We start from the raw sequence: 15,292 nt of genomic DNA, 5'->3' as shown, positions 1-15,292 counted from the left end.
CGCCTTGACCGGTTAGGCGGCGATCGCCTTGACCCGCGCGGCGTCCATCGCTTCGGCGACCTCATCCAGGCGGTCCGGGAACAGGTGCCCGTACAAGTCAAGGGTCATGGTCGCCGTCGCATGGCCCAACATGGTTTGCACCACCTTCACGTCCGCGCCCGCCGCGATGGCCAGCGACGCCGCCGTGTGCCGCAGCTTGTGCGGGGTCAGTCCGAGCCCACCCAGGCCGGCAGCCTTCACCGCCCGCCCGAACTCGCGGTTGCGCCAGTTGCGCAGCCGGATCCGGGCGCCCCGCTGTGTGGTGAACAGCAGGGCATCATCCGGACGCCCCTCGACCAACGGCTTCACTCGCCGACCAGCGACGGTGGCACCGGAACCGTGCGGCTCTTCCCGCTCTTCGGCGTCTGCTCGATCAGCTCCCCATTCACCTCAGCGAACGCGGTCACGACCCGGATCCTCCGACCGGCCAGATCGACCCGGCCGACCCGCAGCGCCGCCGCTTCGTTCCACCGCAGACCCGTGTAGGCGAGCAGAACGATGAGGGCTCGGTTGACGTGTGCAGTTGCCGCAACCTGCCCGTATTTGGTGCGCAGCGACGCGGCGGCATCCGCCAGGGCTTCCACCTGCGCATAGTCCAGGTAGACGTGTTCCTCCTCACTCGGTTTCGGAAGCGGCACGCCCTTGGCGGGATTGTGTGGGATCCGGCGCGGTACACACCAGCCGAGCACCATGGACAGGACCCCATGTGCCCGGCGGGTCTGCGAGGCCCCGAGGTTGGCGCCGCCTTCTTCACGCGGCTTCTGTAGCTCGGCCACCCACACGGCGATGTCCTCAGCGTGGATGGCGCTCAAGGGAAGATCGCCCCAGCGGGGAAGTACGTGGTTATCGAGGAGGCTCCGGTACTTCCACCAGGTGGACCGCTTGATGTCGGTCCGCGTACTCAGCCACTTCTCAGCCATTTCTTCGAGGGTCGCCTTGGCATCCTGGGGGTTGCGGTATGTGCCTTCGTGAAGGCTGGCCTCGATCTCGGTCTGCCGCTTCTCAGCGTCGGGCTTCTTCTTGAAGGTGCCGCCGCTCTTGAGTCGCCCCGCTGGGTCGTAGTAGCGGACCATCCACCGGGCGGGCGGGGTGCCACCGCTTCGACGTACGTCTTGTCGTTCATGCGGTCGTAGATCCACGCACGGGCCATCTGCGATCTCCTCTGGGTGTTACTGGCTTCGGACCCATGCGCGGACTTCGGCGGGCACGTAGCGCACGTAGCGGCCGATGCGGTGGGAGGGCGGACCGTCGCCCTTGTAGCGCCACTCGTAGAGCGTCTTGGGCGGTACACCCAAATAGCCAGCGGCGTCCTCGACCGACCAGAGGGAGGATTCCGCTCGGGGGTTCCGAAACGGTCGCCGTCGCTGTACTCATGCGGCCCTTTCCGTGGTTGCCGAAAGACTGATCTGTCGTGCGTGGTCGAGTCGGGCGCGGCGTTTCAGCGCTTCGCCGACCGCGCGCAAGAGCCGGTGTTCGCGGGGTGCTACATCTGGGTCGGTGGGTCGGGCGAGTTCCCAGGCGTGATCGCTGGAAGCAACCGGGACCAGCCAGGCAGAGCCGTTCGCGCCCTGGTCGTCGCGGGACGGGTCGACGCCGAGCTGTTGCAGGACCCAGGCCAGACGGTCCGCCTTGTGATCCGCGAGGGTCTTGCCCGACCACTTCCGCGAGACCAGGACGCGACGGCCGGCATAGCCCAGATGCTCACGCTTGTGCGCTTTGGAGCGGCAGAAGCCGGGCCGGAGGCCGTCTTTGGCGTCTTGGGGCTGGATGCCGTAGCGCAGCCAGTTGGAGCAGCGCGGGGAGCAGGGTTCGAACCGCAGGGCCTCAACCAGACGGTCCACGTGCCGCTGCTGAGCATTGGTTTCGACGGTGTGGCATTCGGCGATGTCCTTGGTCAGGTACTTCGCCAGATACCGAACGCACCGCTCAGCATCCGGGGACCCCGCGAGGACGCCTTTCGCGTCGACCTGGGGGCCGAAGCGGACCACGTGCATAGGTTCGGCATCAGGGGCGGCATCCAGCGCGTCCAGCGCCTCATCCCACGTGGGCAGCAGCTCCCCCGTCAGGGGGTCGACGTAGTTCCCCGTGGCGCCATCCCACACCGGCAGGTGCTCGCCCTGGAACACCACCGTGTCCGCAGCGGGCCACCACACCTGGTGGTAGGTCGCGGCAGCGATCTGGCGCAGCTTCGCGCGGGGGATGGTGCCCCGGGTGGCCATGTGCAGATGCGGCGCCAACCGGCGTTGCGGTTCGACGGTGGCGAAGTACTGGACGTCGAAGCCCGCGACGCGGCGGAGGTTCTGAACGAACCGGTCGATCAGCTTGGAGAAGTGCAGCGCGTCCCGCGCCGCCCGCCGGTAGTCATACGTGGCCGGGTCCACGGGTGTGCCGTCGGAGCGCACGCGCCCGTAGGTGTCGCAGGTGAGCGTGATGAACAGCGACGGCCGGAACACCTTGCCCGACGCGGGGTCTTCGAAGGTCTGGCCGACGGTGCGGCGGGTCATCGGCCGGCGGGGGAGGTCGGGGGCGTCCTGACGGCGCCGAGTGGAGCGGACACGGCGTGCCCGCTGCCGGTCTGGGGCCGGGGCGACCTTGCCGCGAAGACCGGACGCGGTGATCTCTTCGTCCAGTTCCGCGATGACCTCATCCAGCTCCGCGAGGTCATCGGCATCGGCGGTGCCGGAAGCGGCCAGGGCGTCCCGCTCGGCGGTGACCCGGGCGCGCCACTCGACCCACCGCGTCTGATCCTCGGTCGGCGGGTTCGGCGTCACGGTCGGTTCTTGGGTGAGGTGCCATCCTTCCTCGCACTGGGTGCGGCGAAGGGACCGCTTCCGCCGGGCGCAGGCCGGGCAGCGGCTCTCAAGGGTGGAGCCGCACGGCACATCAACGATCTCCGTCTTGCCGGTGGCCAGGTCGGTGCGGCGCAGGGCCACGGGCCGGATGCACACGCCCTTGTCGACCGCGATCCGCTCGGCGACCTCACGGGCGAGTGGCTGTGCCATCCGCTCAGCCCGCGTCGTCTTTCCGGTCGGGGTGGGCATCAGGCCACCTCTTCCATGTCGGTGGCCATGGCGGTGATGTCCTCATCGGAGACATAGGCCGCCCGGACACGGACGGGGATGGAGGAGCCTTCGAGGCGGACGTAGGCGACGCCGGGAAGGTCGGGGTCGATCAGGTGCGCGTTCGCACCCCGGTCCCGGGCACCCTCACCAAGGACCATGTCCACCTGGGAGGCTTCATCCAGCCGCAGCGCGATCTTGTCGGGGAAGAGGTTGCGCAGGTTCAGGACTTCCTTGCGCGGGTCTTGAAGAGCAGCCAGCACCGCGACACCGACCGAACGGCCCTGACTGGTCAGTGTCGCGAGAGCGTTCTCAGCCCGCCGCCGAACATCCCGATCCGGGTGGTACGCCGTGAGGAACGCCACCTCGTCCACGACGATGACGAGGAACGGGTCATCGGAGGTGGGGATGTGGGTGCGCTGCTTGCCGGCATAGCGCGCCGCGCGGTCCTGCATCGCGGCCACCGCTCTCTCAAGCAGCTCAACAGCGGCTTCCCCGTCATCGGCGTAGCGCGCGAACATCGACCGGCCGTAGGACAACTCCATCCGCTTCGGGTCGACCGCCCACACCCGGACCGTCCCGGCCTGGATCGCCGGGGTCATCGCCCGCACCGCCGACCAGATCACCGACCCCTTACCAGCACCGGTCACGCCCACGGTGAGGACGTGGGTTCCGTGCAGGCGCAGCAGCCACGCCGAGCCGTCCTCACAGGTCCCCATCGGCAGCGCCTTCAAGTCCACCTGCTCAGGGACGGGCAATGCCGGGATCGTGTCGGCGAGCATGTCCCGGCGCGGAAACTCCAAGACGATGTCACGCGGACCCCGGACGGTGACCCGGCAGGACGGGGCACCGAAGCCGTGCGCCAGCTCGGTAACGCGTGCCTCGAAGTCGGCCGGAGACGTGCCGGCCACCAGGCGGACGCGGACACGATCGGACCAGTCCGAGCACGTCACCCGGCGGATACGGGGAAGGTACTGGCGTTCAAGGTAGGACTCCGCCAGGCCAGCGACCACGAGGACGGGTTGCCAGTGCCGGTGGTACACCCACACCCACCGCCACCCAGCCAGCACCCGCAGCGTCACGAACCGGTGGAACGACGCAGGCCAGCGCCACCACCAGCCCGCCAGTCCCCCACCGGCGAGCACCAGGACCACGAGCAGGGGAAGCCACCCGAACCAGTAGGCGACAGCGGCCGAGCTCGCGAGGGCGGTGACCAGGACGGGGAAGCGGAACGGCAGCCGGACCAGGAACCCGAGGAGGCGGGCGATCCACCCGCCGATGACGAAGATCGCGGGCGTCTCCACCACGGGTGTGGAGAACCGGAACGTCTGCGCGGGAACGGGGGCGGTCGGTTGCTGTACCTGAGCCGGGCCGGGCTTGTTGTCGCGGATCATCAGGCCGCACCCCCGGACAGGTGACGCTTGATCGCGGCGCCGAGCTCGGCGCAGGCTTCCCGGGCGGCCTCATGCGCGGCCAGATCATCGGAGTCAGCGGCGATCCGGGACAGAACTTCGGCCTTACGCCGGAGGAGCGCGACTTCCTCAGCCGGGGACAGCGGTTTGGCCGCGTTGTGACGGTCACGGATCATCTGGAGCAGGTCACGGATCTCGCGGATCGTGACGCGGGAACGGCGATCAGACATAATCAACAGACCTCTTCTGTTCTTCGCTGGGAGGCGGAAACGAGGAGAGACGGCGGGCCGGGGATGTTGGAGCATCCGTTGGCCCCAAGGGGGCGGCTGATGTTGGCGCACCAGCCGCCCCACTTCGTATGGTCAGGCAGCGTCCTTGGCGGAGGCCGCACGACGGCCGGTGGCGCCGGGAGCCTTCACCCCACGCGCCCGCAGCGAGTAAGCGATCCGGTTCCGGCCACGCCCCACCTCCTCGATGTAGGGCCGCACCGCCATCCCCTCGAACTCCACGGGACGAAACGGCAGGCCGGGCGCCTCATCGGGCAGCGTCGGGCACACCTCAGCGGCGATCTTCACCTTCACCGACTTCGCCTTGCCCCGCGCCTCGGGGTCGGCATCGATCACGTCCACCGCCCACATGGGCAGACCCGTGTCCTTGTCCACCTCAGGCCGCTTCGTCTCGAAGTTCGTGATCGCCTCCACCCCGAGCGCGTAGGCCCCGTGCGGGAACACGACTCCGAACTCCACCGGCAGAGCACCCTGAATCGCCATGTCGCATACGCCTTTCGTTGGTCATGTACGTGCGAGTCCGCGCCGCTGGGAGGACCCCTCGGCAAGTTCGATACATGTATAGCATGTATCGAACTTTGGTGGCCACCATTCAGCGTCAGCCGTCGTCATCTGCGCTGGCCGCTCCCGGCGCCCCCGCACCTCTTGCGGGTGATCACCACAATCGATGATCACGGTGGGACGAGATCACTACATGGCTGGACGTGTTCAGGACGTCTCGATAATGTGAGCGCGTCCTTGGACGTCCTGAGAACGGGGCAGATGCCGAACGAGAGGTTGCGCGCCGCGCTGCTGGAACGCGGAATGACACCCGCTGATCTGGCCGACGCGGTCGGCGTCGACACGAAGAGTGTCGAGCGCTGGATCAGTCTTGACCGCACTCCCTACCGGCGGCATCGGTACGCCGCTGCGGCGCGACTCGGCGTTGATGAGACGTACCTGTGGCCCAAGGCCCTATCGGCTGAGCAGAGCACCGCGGCTTCCGGCAGCGAGATCATCGAGGTCCACCCGCACCGGTGGACGGTCCCGCGCGACGCGTGGAAGCGGCTGTTCGAGTCCGCCGAACGGGAGATCTCGATCCTGGTGTTCAGCGGGTTCTTCCTCGCCGAGGATGCCAGCATGCATCGGTTGCTCGCCGAGAAGGCCCGTGCCGGAGTCCGCGTGCGCATCCTGCTGGGTGCCCCCGACAGCGAAGCCGTTGCCCAGCGAGGGGCCGACGAGGGCATTGACGACTCCATGGCGGCCAAGATCCGGAACGTGATCGTGCTGTACAAGCCACTGCGCGCCGTCGACGGCGTCGAGTTCCGGCTGCACGGCACGATCCTGTACAACTCGATCTACCGTGCCGATGATCAGATGCTCGTCAACACCCATGTCTACGGCGCTCCGACGTCCTATGCGCCGGTCTTTCACCTGCGAAAGATACCGGGTGGCAGCATGGTGAACACCTACCTCGACAGCTTCGAGAAGGTCTGGGACAGGGCGACTCCACTCGATTGAGGGAAGGCCAGTGGGCAAGCGGATCGACTACTACGACGACCCGAATGCGCCGGCCGCGAACAGCTTGGTGCCCTCCGTGAACGTCGTGGCCGTCAACGACCGCGATGAGGTCTTGCTCATCCGCCGATCGGACAACGGCAACTGGGCGGTGCCCGGGGGCGCGATCGACCTTGGGGAGTCCGTACCGGAGGCGGCGGTCCGGGAGACCGTTGAGGAGACGGGGATCACCTGCGAGATCACCGGTATCTCAGGTATCTACAGCGACCCCAAGCACGTCATCTTCTACACGAGCGACAGTGAGGCCCGGCAGGAGTTCTCGATCGTGCTCATAGCGCGGCCGGTGTCAGGCGAGCCCACGCCCAGCGACGAGTCACGCCAGGTCCGCTGGGTGCCGAAGGCAGAGCTGGCCGACTTGCGCATGGACCGGTCCATGCGACTGCGCATCGAAAACTTCCTGGCAGCCGGAGCGCCGCACATCGGGTAGCCGACCGTTCTACGTGGTGGAGGACCGCCGTTTCTCGACAGCCCGCACAGTGCCCAGCAGCGCGGGCGAAGATCGGGTGAATGGCGTGGTGCCCCAGGTCGTCAGGCCCGTACCGGTCGAGGATCTCGGAAAGCCGCTCTTCCACGGTGAGACGACTGCCGTCGGGACCGGTCGTCAGGTCGAAGTAGGTGAGCGCCTCGAGCAGGGGTTCGGGCGGCAGAGCGAATTCGCCGGCCAGCTCATCACGCAACCCGCTTCCTCGGCTTCGACCAAGGCGCCGGTGTGGTGCGCGACCAGGCGGCACAGCGGTCCGTCGGCGTGCTCGACATCGCGCAGGTAACGGGCACCGTCGAGTGGGTGAAAGCCGATGCTCACCAGTGACGGCGAGTACCCGATATCGTGCAGCCACGCGGAGGCGACCACTAGGTCGGCGTCAGCGCTGAGGACAGTCGACAGGGTCGCGGCTTGGTCGGCCACGCCTTGTGTGTGCCCACCTGCGGGGCAGCGGTTCGGCCAGGAGACGTTGCGCGAGATCCCGCGCCCAAGGTACATGTCGCGCATGTCCGAGGCTAACTAGCCGGAAGTGTCAGATCCCCGGACGAAGCGCCCTTTTCCGTGAACGGCCACGATGAGCCCGGAGCCCTCCAGTTCGGAGAGCGCCTGTCGCGCCGTCCCTCGGGAGACGCCGTACCGCTGGGTGATGGCCGACTCACTCGGGAGCGGAGCACCAGGAGACAGGGCACCGCTCGCGATCGACGCGCGCAGCTCGTCAGCGATCCGGCGGTACTGGGGCGTGACGTCGCGTTCGTCATCCGGACCGCTGACGACGCGGCCCCGCCCGGGAAGCGTGTGGATGAGTCCATCCGCTTCGAGGGCGGCCAGGGCGCGGCGGATGGTGCTCCGGGCCACGTGGAACTCTTCGCCCAAGGCCGACTCGGAGGGCAGCGGGGTGCCGGCAGGGAGTTCGCCATCGGTGACGCGACGGCGCAGCACGTCCGCGATCTGCGTGTACGTCCCCCACGGGGTAGGGCGCGGGTTCACGCCAATTCCCTCCGATTCTTCGTCAACGACTTCGCACAGCTTCGCACGGTCTGCTGCGTACCTGCGCAGCGCTTCCCGCTACTCATCCACGGCTGTGAAGCCGCGCGGCCGATGAAGGGCGAAGGAAGCGGCGGAACCATCGGCCGCGCGGGGTCTGTCAGGTCGTCGGCGGGTTCACCTGGCGATACACCCCATCGGGGCTGACCTGGTCGAGGCGATCCCGGAATGCGGGACGCGAGAGGAGCGACCGTCCCGCGCTGGGCGGCGGATTCTCCAACTGCCGGACGAAGGTGTTGAGGTCCGTCTCAACGATGGTGGGTGCGTGCTCGGCCAAGTAGGCCTCTGCGGTGGCGATCCACAGATGAGTCGTGCGTCGGATGCGCCACTGGCCCTGGTAGACGCGTTGCAGCAGCCTCAAGATGGCGTCGTCTGCGTCGGCGGTCATGCAGCGACTCCCACCGGCCGCGCGAGGTCCAGGAGCACGGCGAGGCCGAGCCGACTGCGGTCGGTCCGCTGCTGCTGTCGCTGGTGCTCCAAGTGCACGATGTAGGGCCGCACCATCGCCGCTCGCGGCGGCACCGGATAGTCCGAGGCGGCATCGTGAAAGCGATCGCCGGATTCGCCGAACGAAGCCAGGGCCGTGCCGTACGGGGATTCGGTCGAAACCGCGCGAGGGTTCCGCCTGTTCCACTTGCTTCTTCAGGTTGGGACCCCGCCCCGGAGTGTTAACGCCACTCGCGGGGGTCCTTGCTACCTGCGGAAACCCTCGCCGGACCGGCCGGACATGTGTACCTCGTATCGGACTTCTTGCAGGGACGTCTTGGGACGTCTTCTGTTATCGTCGGAGGCCCCGCTCCGGAGGACGACGACTGAACGACGCTCTTCGCCAGGCGCTTGCCGCATCACGACTCACCGACGCTGACGTTGCGGCACGGGTCGGCGTAGACCCGAAAACCGTCCGCCGCTGGTTGGCCGGCAAGACGCCCTACCCGCGCCACCGCTGGGCGGTCGCTGACCTGTTGGGGGTACCGGAGCGGCGACTCTGGCCGGAGGCCGAGGCGCCGGAGCCGCCCCGTTCCCCGAGGACCCCGCACGGCTACACCCGCACCGCTGGGCGGTGCCTCACGAGGCGTAACGCGAACTGTTCGCCTCAGCCGAACGGGAAATCGGTGTCTTGGTGTACGCCGGCCTGTTCCTCCCCGACGACCCGGGCATCCTGCGGATCTTCGAAGAGAAGGCACGTGCCGGGGTGTCAGTGCGGATCCTGCTTGGCGACCCGGACAGCCCACAGGTGCGGCAGCGAGGGGAAGAGGAGGAGATCGGGGACGCGATGCCCGCCAAGATCCGGAACGCCCTGGTCTTGTACCGGCCCCTGCTCAGCGTCACCGGCATCGAACTCCGGCTGCACAGCACGGTCCTGTACAACTCGATCTACCGGGCCGACGACCGGTTGCTGATCAACCAGCACATCTATGGCGCCCCGGCTTCGATGACGCCGGTCCTGTACATCGACAGCCAGACCGGTAACGACATGGCTGATCTTTACCTTCAGAGCTTCGAACGCACCTGGCAGGCGGCCACTCCGCACGGGTCGTGAACCGCACGGCGATCAATTGCCGAATTGGGCTGTATGGGATCAAGGGCGACGGCGCTTCCGCGCCGTCGCGGCCGTGCGGCCTGCACGCTCGGGCTGCGGGCTGCCGCCCGGTCCCGAGCGCGCGGCCGTCGGCCGGGGTGCGCGATGGTGGCCGTCGCCTGTCCGCATCTGGCCGCTTCGGGCATGCGCCGTCGCTACGGAACCTGGTTCACGAAGCGAGGCCCACGAAGGTGTGCGGCTGTTGGTTGCGGACTGGTAGTACCAGGGGGCTACTCGCCCCCTGGACCCCTCGGACGATCGCCACGTGGAACCCGGCGCGACACTGGACGTGCACATGGTGCAGACCGCCCGCGCCGGAACCCACGCGGCCCCGATACCGTGGTCGCTCACAGCGGTGGTGCTGCGGGTGGGATGCAACGTAGCTGCGAATGCGCGGCGGAAGCGGTGGCTGAGCGTCTTGGATCCGCGTCAGTGCATCGAGAAGCAGGACGCGTTTCAGGGCCTAGGAGCTGCGACGACTCGGCGGAGCCGATGCACATTTGATGCACATGGCGTCGGGAGAGTGCCGGAAACGGCGGGAAGCCGTGAGGACGAACGGACCCGGTCACAAGTGCTCATCCCGGATCTGCGGTGATCACCCAGGACACCCGGTAGACCAGAAGGTTGGGGGGTTCGAATCCTCCCGGGTGCGCCAGCCGGATGGGCTCTGAACTGGGCGTTCTCTCCTCGGAGAGGGCGCCTTTTTCGTGTCGGCTGCCGTTCGGAATCCGTAGCGGGCCGGCGGCGCGACCGGGGGTCCTGCGGGAAACGTGCTCAACGGCCATGGCCTGCCGTGGGCATCACGACCGGCCGGGGTTCGCCGTGCCGGAGGTGTGGGGCGGGGGTCAGCGGAGTTCCCGGTGCCGCAGGTAGCCGAGGATCGCGGCCTTGGTCTCGCGGACGCGCAGCGCGCGCTGGTCGGGGGCCAGGGAGGATACGCCGAGCATCAGCCCGCGGAACATGAGGATCAGGGTCTGGGTCGACAGCGCGATGTCGCCGCCGGGGACCTCGGGGTTGCGGGCGGTGAGGATGGCCGCCAAGCGTTCGGCGAACGTCGATTCGATGGGCTCGATCGGGTTGGCCAGCACGCCGGGTACGTCGGGGCGGGCGAACAGGGCGAGGAAGGCGGGGTTCTCGACGTTGAACTCGACGAGCGGGTCGATGATCTGGTCGACGAGCGCCGGCAGCGGAGCGGAGACGACGTCGTCGGCCGCCGCGCCGCGCTGACTGCTGATGACGTCTTCCGCGTAGCGGCTCGCGAGGGCGTGCGCGATGGCCTCCTTGTCGGCGAAGTACTGGTAGAGCGACCCCGGGGAGATGCCGGCACGCGCCGCGATGCTGTTCGTGGTCGCACGCTCGTATCCGGCCGCCGCGAATTCGGTGGCCGCCGCGTCGAGGATCAGCTCGATCCTGGCGAGGCCGCGCGCCCGCCGCCGCACCGGTCGGCGTCGTGTTTCCGCGTCATTCCCCGTCGTACTCACGTCCGCCACCCTAGTGCGCCTTGTTTTTACGAGCAATCACTCGTACTCTGCGTTTCACGAGTAATCACTCATATAGGAGGTTCGTGTGCGTAGCGGTGGGTGGCCGGATCTCCTGGTGCGCCGACGGTGGTGGGTCCTCGTGGCCACGATCCTGATCGTCGCGGCCTGCGCGCCCGCGGCGGCGGGAACGCTGGAACGGCTCTCGCTGAGCAGGTTCGCCGTGCCGGGGTCGGAGTCGGACCGCGCCTCCGCCCAGCTCGCGGAAATGTCCGGAACCGGGAGCCCGAACGTCGCGCTGATGGTGATCCCGGCGTCGGGGAACGTCGACGACGAGTCCGCCGCGGCTCTCGGCCGCGATCTCACCACGCGACTCCAACGGTGGCCGGGGGTCGCCTCGGCCTGGTCGTACTGGACCGAGGACGCCGCGACGATGCGTGCCGGGGACGGGTCGGCGGCGTGGGTCTTCGCGCACGTGCCCGGAGACGCCGACACGGTACGGACCGAGGTGCTTCCCGGCCTCGCGGAGGAGTTCGGCGGCGCCGACGCCACGGCGAGGGTGGTGGTCGCCGGTGCGGACGAGGTGTTCCGGCAGGTGTCGGAGCAGGCGCGGGCCGATTTCCTCCGTGCGGAGATCATCGTTCTTCCGCTCGTGCTCGGCCTGCTCTGGGTCGTCTACCGGCGGTTCCGTGCCGCTCTGCTCACCCTGGGCCTCGGTGTCGGTGCCGTGGTCGGCGGCCTCGCCCTGCTGCGTCCGGTCACCGCTCTCACCGAGGTCTCGACGTTCGCCTCGAACGTGGTGCTGGTGCTCGGAATCGGGCTCGGGGTGGACTACGGCCTGTTCGTGGTGTTCCGTTTCCGGGAAGAACTGGCGCGGCACCGCGACGTCCCGTCCGCCATCGCCGCGACGACGCGCGGTGCCGGCCGGACCGTGCTGTTCTCAGCGGCCACCGTGGCCGCCGCGCTATCGGTGCTGTTCGTGTTCCCCTACCCGTTCCTCCGCTCCTTCGCCTACGCCGGTGTCGCCGTCGTGCTCGTCGCCGCCCTGCTCGCGCTGGTGGCCCTGCCCGCGGCCCTCGCCGTTCTCGGCCGGACGGTGCTGCGTCGCGGCGGGCCCGAACCGGCCGTGGAACGGCGAGTGTGGTTCCGGCTCCCGGCGGCCGTCATGCGACGGCCGGTCCTGCTGGGCGGCGCAGGCCTCCTGGTGGTGCTGGCACTGGCGGCGCCCGTGCTGGGAGTGCGTTTCGGCCTGCCCGACGATCGGGTTCTCCCCGCGTCGGCGGATGTGCGCGGTGCGTACGACATCGAACGCGCGGCGTTCGCCGGCCAGGACTCCGACGCGCTGCTGGTGGTCACGCCCGCGGAGCTCGACGAGGCCGCCCTGGCCTCCTACGCGGAGGAACTGTCACTGGTCGACGGAGTGCTCCGCGTGGACACGGCGATCGGGGCCTTCGCCGCCGGCGAGCGGGCCGGGGACGCACCGGTCGAGCGGCTGGCGAGCGACAGCGGTACCTGGCTGTCGCTGACGCCGTCGTCGGTGGCGCTCACCGAGGACGTGACGGGGCTGGTCGGCGCGGTCCGCGATGTCCCGGCCCCCGCGGACGTTCTCGTGGGCGGATACCCGGCCGAGCTCGTGGACTACCGGGACGGGGTCACCGCCTGGCTCCCGCTCGTCGGCGGCCTGATCGTGGTCGTGACCTTCGCCGTCCTGTTCCTGATGACGGGTTCGATCGTGGTCCCACTCCAGGCGACCGTGCTCAATCTGCTGAGCATGGCCGTCATGGTCGCGGTTCTGGTCTGGGGCTTCCAGGAGGGCGGGCTGAGCCCCCTGATGGGCTTCACGCCGACCGGTTCCATCGAGCCGAGCATCCCGATCCTCATGTTCTGCATCGCCTACGGCCTGTCGATGGACTACGCCGTCTTCCTGCTGGCGCGGATCAGGGAGGAGGTCGCCGCCACCGGCGACGTCACCGCGTCCGTACCGCGCGGCATCGCCCGGTCGGGACCGCTGGTCACCGCCGCCGCGATCACGCTCGCCGCCTCCTTCCTCGTCTACGCCACCGGTGGCGTGGTGTTCCTGCAGCAGCTCGGGATCGGCATGGCCGTGGCCGTTCTGGTGGACGCCACGCTGGTGCGCGGCCTCCTCCTGCCGTTCTTCATGCGCGTGTCCGGGAGTCTGACCTGGTGGGCGCCGCGCCCGCTCCGTGCCCTGCACGCCCGCATCGGTCTGGCCGAGTCCTAGGGGTTCAGGACGGCCGGAATAAGACCGTCTCCGTTGCCGAAATGGCGCCGACGGCAGCGGCAACGCGTTCCCGGCGCTCCATGACGGTGCCCGACCGGTGCACCATGGCGACGAACAGGACGAACCGCGCGCGGTCCGCTCCGCACCGGCACCGGCACCGGCACCGGCACGCGACGGTTCCACGCGGCCCATGCCCGGCGAGCTCGCCCGTTCCGGATCACCTGCCTTCCGGCGTCGGGCCCTGGTCGGCCGACCCTGTGCGCCGGGAGATGACAACGCGCCCGAGGCGCTTCGGGATCGCGTCGAAGACCTCCGGCGCGGTGCCGAAGACCGAGGCCAGCACGTGCCGTGGCATCGCGCTGAGCGAGTGCACGATCCCGATGTCGTCGTCGGGTTCGGGCGCGGAGGAGTTGAAGACCACGAGGACTTGGAGGTCCTCGGTATCGCTGGCGTTCTCGAAGTAGTGGAAGTGGCCCTGCGGAGCGAACACCACGTCACCTGTGCCGGCCTCGAAGGCTTCCTGGGTCTGGTCGGGCCCGACAAAGGTCCAGCGGACGGTGCCGGAGATGACGTAGTTGACCTCCCAGGCGCTGGGGTGCCAGTGCGGTTCGCGGATGCCGCCCGGTTCCAGCGTGATGAGGTAGACGGCGGCCTGCTGGTCGACGAGGATCGGCCAGTTCTCGCCGTGGGCGCCCTGGAGCCGGCCGCCATCGAAGGCCCTCGCCTCGGAACGGGACAGCGGGAAGTTGTGCACGACGTCCGGCGCCATGCGCTGGCCCGGCACGACGGTACCGGGCTGGGAGCCGGTCGTGGTGTCCCCGGGATTGGGTGCGGGGCGGTGTCGGAAGCCCGCGTCCATGTCGGGCTGGACTCCGGTGTCGCGGCGGTCGCGGTCGTCGGGCATTGCGGTGTCCTCCGCTGGGTCGTTGTTCGGTCGAGGAGTGGATGGCCGACCGCTCACCGACCGCGCCCCGATGGTCACCGGCGCGGAGGCCATGCTCGCACGCCGTCCCGGCCGTCCCAAGGAGGCGCGCACCGGCCGTGCACTCGCTTTACCGGGGTCCACCGTACGGGCGGCCGGAAGGACCTTCGCGCACGGAACGGCCGGCTGAGGCGGCGTCCGGCCGTCGAGCCGCGGTTACGTGGCGGCCTGGTGCGAGGTGGCGTGGATGGAGCCGAGCAGGCTCAGCGCCTCGGCGCTCGGGCTGCCGGGTTCGGCCTGGTAGATGACGAGCTGCTGGCCCGGGGCGTCGCGGACGTCGAAGGCGTGGTACGTGACGGTCAGCGGCCCGACGTCCGGGTGGAGGAGGTGCTTGGCGTCCTGGGTCTTGCCGCGCACGGCGTGGGTGTCCCACAGCCGGGCGAAGTCGGCGCTGTGTTCGGTGAGAACGCCGACGAGCTCCCGCAGTCGCGGGTCGTCCGGATCGAGCCCGGCCGCCTGGCGCAGGTGGCCGACGTTGGCCTGCGCCGTGTCACTCCACCGGGTGTAGAACCGGCGGCCCGCCGGGTCGAGGAAGGCCATGCGGGCCAGGTTATCCGCGCGATCGAAGGGTGAGTGCAGCGCCTCGGCCAGGGCGTTGGCCGCCAGAATGTCCAGGGTCCGGTTGATGACGAACGCCGGGGCGCCCGGATAGCCGTCCATGAGCTGCCGAAGGGCGGGACTCACCCGGTCCGTGGTGTGGCCGAACCAGTGGCTCGGCGCCGTTCCGGCCAGGTGGTGCAGGTGCGCGTGGGCGTCGGAATCCAGCCGTAGCGCACGGCCGAGCGCGTCGAGGACCTGGGTCGAGGGGTGACGTTCCCGCCCCTGCTCCAGGCGGGTGTAGTAGTCCACGTTCACCCCGGCCAGGACCGCGACCTCCTCTCTGCGCAGGCCGGACACCCGGCGCACGCCGTGGCTCGCCATGCCGACGTCCTGCGGCCGCAACCCGGCCCTGCGGGCACGCAGGAACTCTCCCAGATGGTTGTCGGTCATGTCCTCAGCCTAGGTCGCGGGGCGGCGTGCTCCCTGGGTGTGCCGCACCCAGGGAGCACGCGTCCTGGCCGGTGCCGCCCGGCCTGCCCAGACTCGGTGGTGCGGGAACCGATCCCGCACCGGTGAACAGGTGAACAAGGGA

The 15,292-nt window shown here is 69.1% G+C and carries 17 protein-coding genes and 1 pseudogene; 4 read left to right on the top strand and 14 right to left on the bottom strand.

Annotation, left to right across the window (positions count from 1 at the left end; translation table 11 throughout):
• Positions 1-12: 12 nt before the first annotated feature.
• The 7 genes and pseudogenes from ACFQRF_RS09905 to ACFQRF_RS09875 form a co-directional block, all read right to left on the bottom strand.
• Complete coding sequence (locus ACFQRF_RS09905; RefSeq protein ID WP_379870675.1) at positions 13-348, bottom strand: tyrosine-type recombinase/integrase; 336 nt, start codon at positions 346-348, stop codon at positions 13-15.
• Positions 345-1,112: a tyrosine-type recombinase/integrase gene (locus tag ACFQRF_RS09900; protein ID WP_379870674.1), complete on the bottom strand. Its 768-nt coding sequence runs from the start codon at positions 1,110-1,112 to the stop codon at positions 345-347. The genes ACFQRF_RS09905 and ACFQRF_RS09900 overlap by 4 nt, the downstream gene beginning before the upstream one ends.
• A 96-nt stretch (positions 1,113-1,208) precedes the next feature.
• A pseudogene (locus ACFQRF_RS09895) lies at positions 1,209-1,346 on the bottom strand (helix-turn-helix transcriptional regulator); the annotation flags it as partial.
• A gap of 63 nt (positions 1,347-1,409) precedes the next feature.
• A complete protein-coding gene (locus tag ACFQRF_RS09890; protein ID WP_379870672.1) occupies positions 1,410-3,080 on the bottom strand; it encodes a replication initiator in 1,671 nt (556 codons plus the stop codon).
• Positions 3,080-4,492 (bottom strand): cell division protein FtsK, encoded by a 1,413-nt coding sequence (locus tag ACFQRF_RS09885; protein ID WP_379870670.1) that lies wholly within the window; start codon positions 4,490-4,492, stop codon positions 3,080-3,082. Before ACFQRF_RS09885 ends, ACFQRF_RS09890 begins: the two co-directional genes overlap by 1 nt.
• Complete coding sequence (locus tag ACFQRF_RS09880; protein WP_379870669.1) at positions 4,492-4,740, bottom strand: hypothetical protein; 249 nt, start codon at positions 4,738-4,740, stop codon at positions 4,492-4,494. The genes ACFQRF_RS09885 and ACFQRF_RS09880 overlap by 1 nt, the downstream gene beginning before the upstream one ends.
• Before the next feature lie 132 nt (positions 4,741-4,872).
• Entirely contained in the window at positions 4,873-5,280 is a 408-nt protein-coding gene (locus ACFQRF_RS09875) for a plasmid replication, integration and excision activator (RefSeq protein WP_379870667.1), read from the bottom strand.
• A gap of 279 nt (positions 5,281-5,559) precedes the next feature.
• On the opposite strand from ACFQRF_RS09875, the gene ACFQRF_RS09870 reads away from it, so the two are divergent.
• Entirely contained in the window at positions 5,560-6,297 is a 738-nt protein-coding gene (locus ACFQRF_RS09870) for an XRE family transcriptional regulator (protein ID WP_379870666.1), read from the top strand.
• A 10-nt stretch (positions 6,298-6,307) separates the two neighbouring features.
• Positions 6,308-6,781, top strand: a complete 474-nt coding sequence (locus ACFQRF_RS09865) for an NUDIX hydrolase (RefSeq protein WP_379870664.1) — start codon at positions 6,308-6,310, stop codon at positions 6,779-6,781.
• A 174-nt stretch (positions 6,782-6,955) separates the two neighbouring features.
• On the opposite strand, the gene ACFQRF_RS09860 is transcribed toward ACFQRF_RS09865, so the two are convergent.
• From ACFQRF_RS09860 to ACFQRF_RS09845, 4 genes are all read right to left on the bottom strand, one after another.
• Entirely contained in the window at positions 6,956-7,258 is a 303-nt protein-coding gene (locus ACFQRF_RS09860) for an HD domain-containing protein (protein ID WP_379870663.1), read from the bottom strand.
• 96 nt (positions 7,259-7,354) lie between these two features.
• Positions 7,355-7,822 (bottom strand): GntR family transcriptional regulator, encoded by a 468-nt coding sequence (locus ACFQRF_RS09855; RefSeq protein ID WP_379870661.1) that lies wholly within the window; start codon positions 7,820-7,822, stop codon positions 7,355-7,357.
• Positions 7,823-7,979: 157 nt separating this feature from the next.
• Positions 7,980-8,267 (bottom strand): hypothetical protein, encoded by a 288-nt coding sequence (locus ACFQRF_RS09850; RefSeq protein WP_379870660.1) that lies wholly within the window; start codon positions 8,265-8,267, stop codon positions 7,980-7,982.
• On the bottom strand, positions 8,264-8,401 hold the full coding sequence (locus tag ACFQRF_RS09845; protein ID WP_379870658.1) for a hypothetical protein: 138 nt from the start codon (positions 8,399-8,401) through the stop codon (positions 8,264-8,266). Before ACFQRF_RS09845 ends, ACFQRF_RS09850 begins: the two co-directional genes overlap by 4 nt.
• A gap of 598 nt (positions 8,402-8,999) precedes the next feature.
• Between ACFQRF_RS09845 and ACFQRF_RS09840 the strand changes: the two genes are divergently transcribed.
• The gene (locus ACFQRF_RS09840; RefSeq protein ID WP_379870995.1) at positions 9,000-9,419 is read left to right on the top strand and encodes a hypothetical protein; all 420 of its coding nucleotides are present in this window, start codon (positions 9,000-9,002) and stop codon (positions 9,417-9,419) included.
• A gap of 884 nt (positions 9,420-10,303) precedes the next feature.
• On the opposite strand, the gene ACFQRF_RS09835 is transcribed toward ACFQRF_RS09840, so the two are convergent.
• The gene (locus tag ACFQRF_RS09835; RefSeq protein ID WP_379870657.1) at positions 10,304-10,939 is read right to left on the bottom strand and encodes a TetR/AcrR family transcriptional regulator; all 636 of its coding nucleotides are present in this window, start codon (positions 10,937-10,939) and stop codon (positions 10,304-10,306) included.
• An 85-nt stretch (positions 10,940-11,024) separates the two neighbouring features.
• On the opposite strand from ACFQRF_RS09835, the gene ACFQRF_RS09830 reads away from it, so the two are divergent.
• Positions 11,025-13,178, top strand: coding sequence for an MMPL family transporter (locus ACFQRF_RS09830; RefSeq protein WP_379870656.1), 2,154 nt, complete (start codon positions 11,025-11,027; stop codon positions 13,176-13,178).
• A 217-nt stretch (positions 13,179-13,395) separates the two neighbouring features.
• Here ACFQRF_RS09830 and ACFQRF_RS09825 read toward each other — a convergent pair whose 3' ends face one another.
• Together ACFQRF_RS09825 and ACFQRF_RS09820 are read right to left on the bottom strand one after the other, a co-directional pair.
• Positions 13,396-14,082, bottom strand: a complete 687-nt coding sequence (locus tag ACFQRF_RS09825) for a cupin domain-containing protein (protein ID WP_379870654.1) — start codon at positions 14,080-14,082, stop codon at positions 13,396-13,398.
• 234 nt (positions 14,083-14,316) lie between these two features.
• Entirely contained in the window at positions 14,317-15,150 is an 834-nt protein-coding gene (locus ACFQRF_RS09820; RefSeq protein ID WP_379870652.1) for a helix-turn-helix transcriptional regulator, read from the bottom strand.
• Positions 15,151-15,292 lie beyond the last annotated feature (142 nt).

The organism is Marinactinospora rubrisoli, from assembly GCF_042664915.1.
Taxonomy (GTDB): Bacteria; Actinomycetota; Actinomycetes; order Streptosporangiales; family Streptosporangiaceae; genus Marinitenerispora; species Marinitenerispora rubrisoli.
This window is presented reverse-complemented; position numbering and strand designations above follow the sequence as displayed.

Coding starts and splice junctions, on each gene's coding strand:
- ACFQRF_RS09900 (WP_379870674.1), bottom strand. CDS start 1,112: ATGGTCCGCTACTACGACCCAGCGGGGCGACTCAAGAGCGGCGGCACC.
- ACFQRF_RS09890 (WP_379870672.1), bottom strand. CDS start 3,080: ATGCCCACCCCGACCGGAAAGACGACGCGGGCTGAGCGGATGGCACAG.
- ACFQRF_RS09885 (WP_379870670.1), bottom strand. CDS start 4,492: ATGATCCGCGACAACAAGCCCGGCCCGGCTCAGGTACAGCAACCGACC.
- ACFQRF_RS09880 (WP_379870669.1), bottom strand. CDS start 4,740: ATGTCTGATCGCCGTTCCCGCGTCACGATCCGCGAGATCCGTGACCTG.
- ACFQRF_RS09875 (WP_379870667.1), bottom strand. CDS start 5,280: ATGGCGATTCAGGGTGCTCTGCCGGTGGAGTTCGGAGTCGTGTTCCCG.
- ACFQRF_RS09870 (WP_379870666.1), top strand. CDS start 5,560: ATGCCGAACGAGAGGTTGCGCGCCGCGCTGCTGGAACGCGGAATGACA.
- ACFQRF_RS09850 (WP_379870660.1), bottom strand. CDS start 8,267: ATGACCGCCGACGCAGACGACGCCATCTTGAGGCTGCTGCAACGCGTC.
- ACFQRF_RS09825 (WP_379870654.1), bottom strand. CDS start 14,082: ATGCCCGACGACCGCGACCGCCGCGACACCGGAGTCCAGCCCGACATG.
- ACFQRF_RS09820 (WP_379870652.1), bottom strand. CDS start 15,150: ATGACCGACAACCATCTGGGAGAGTTCCTGCGTGCCCGCAGGGCCGGG.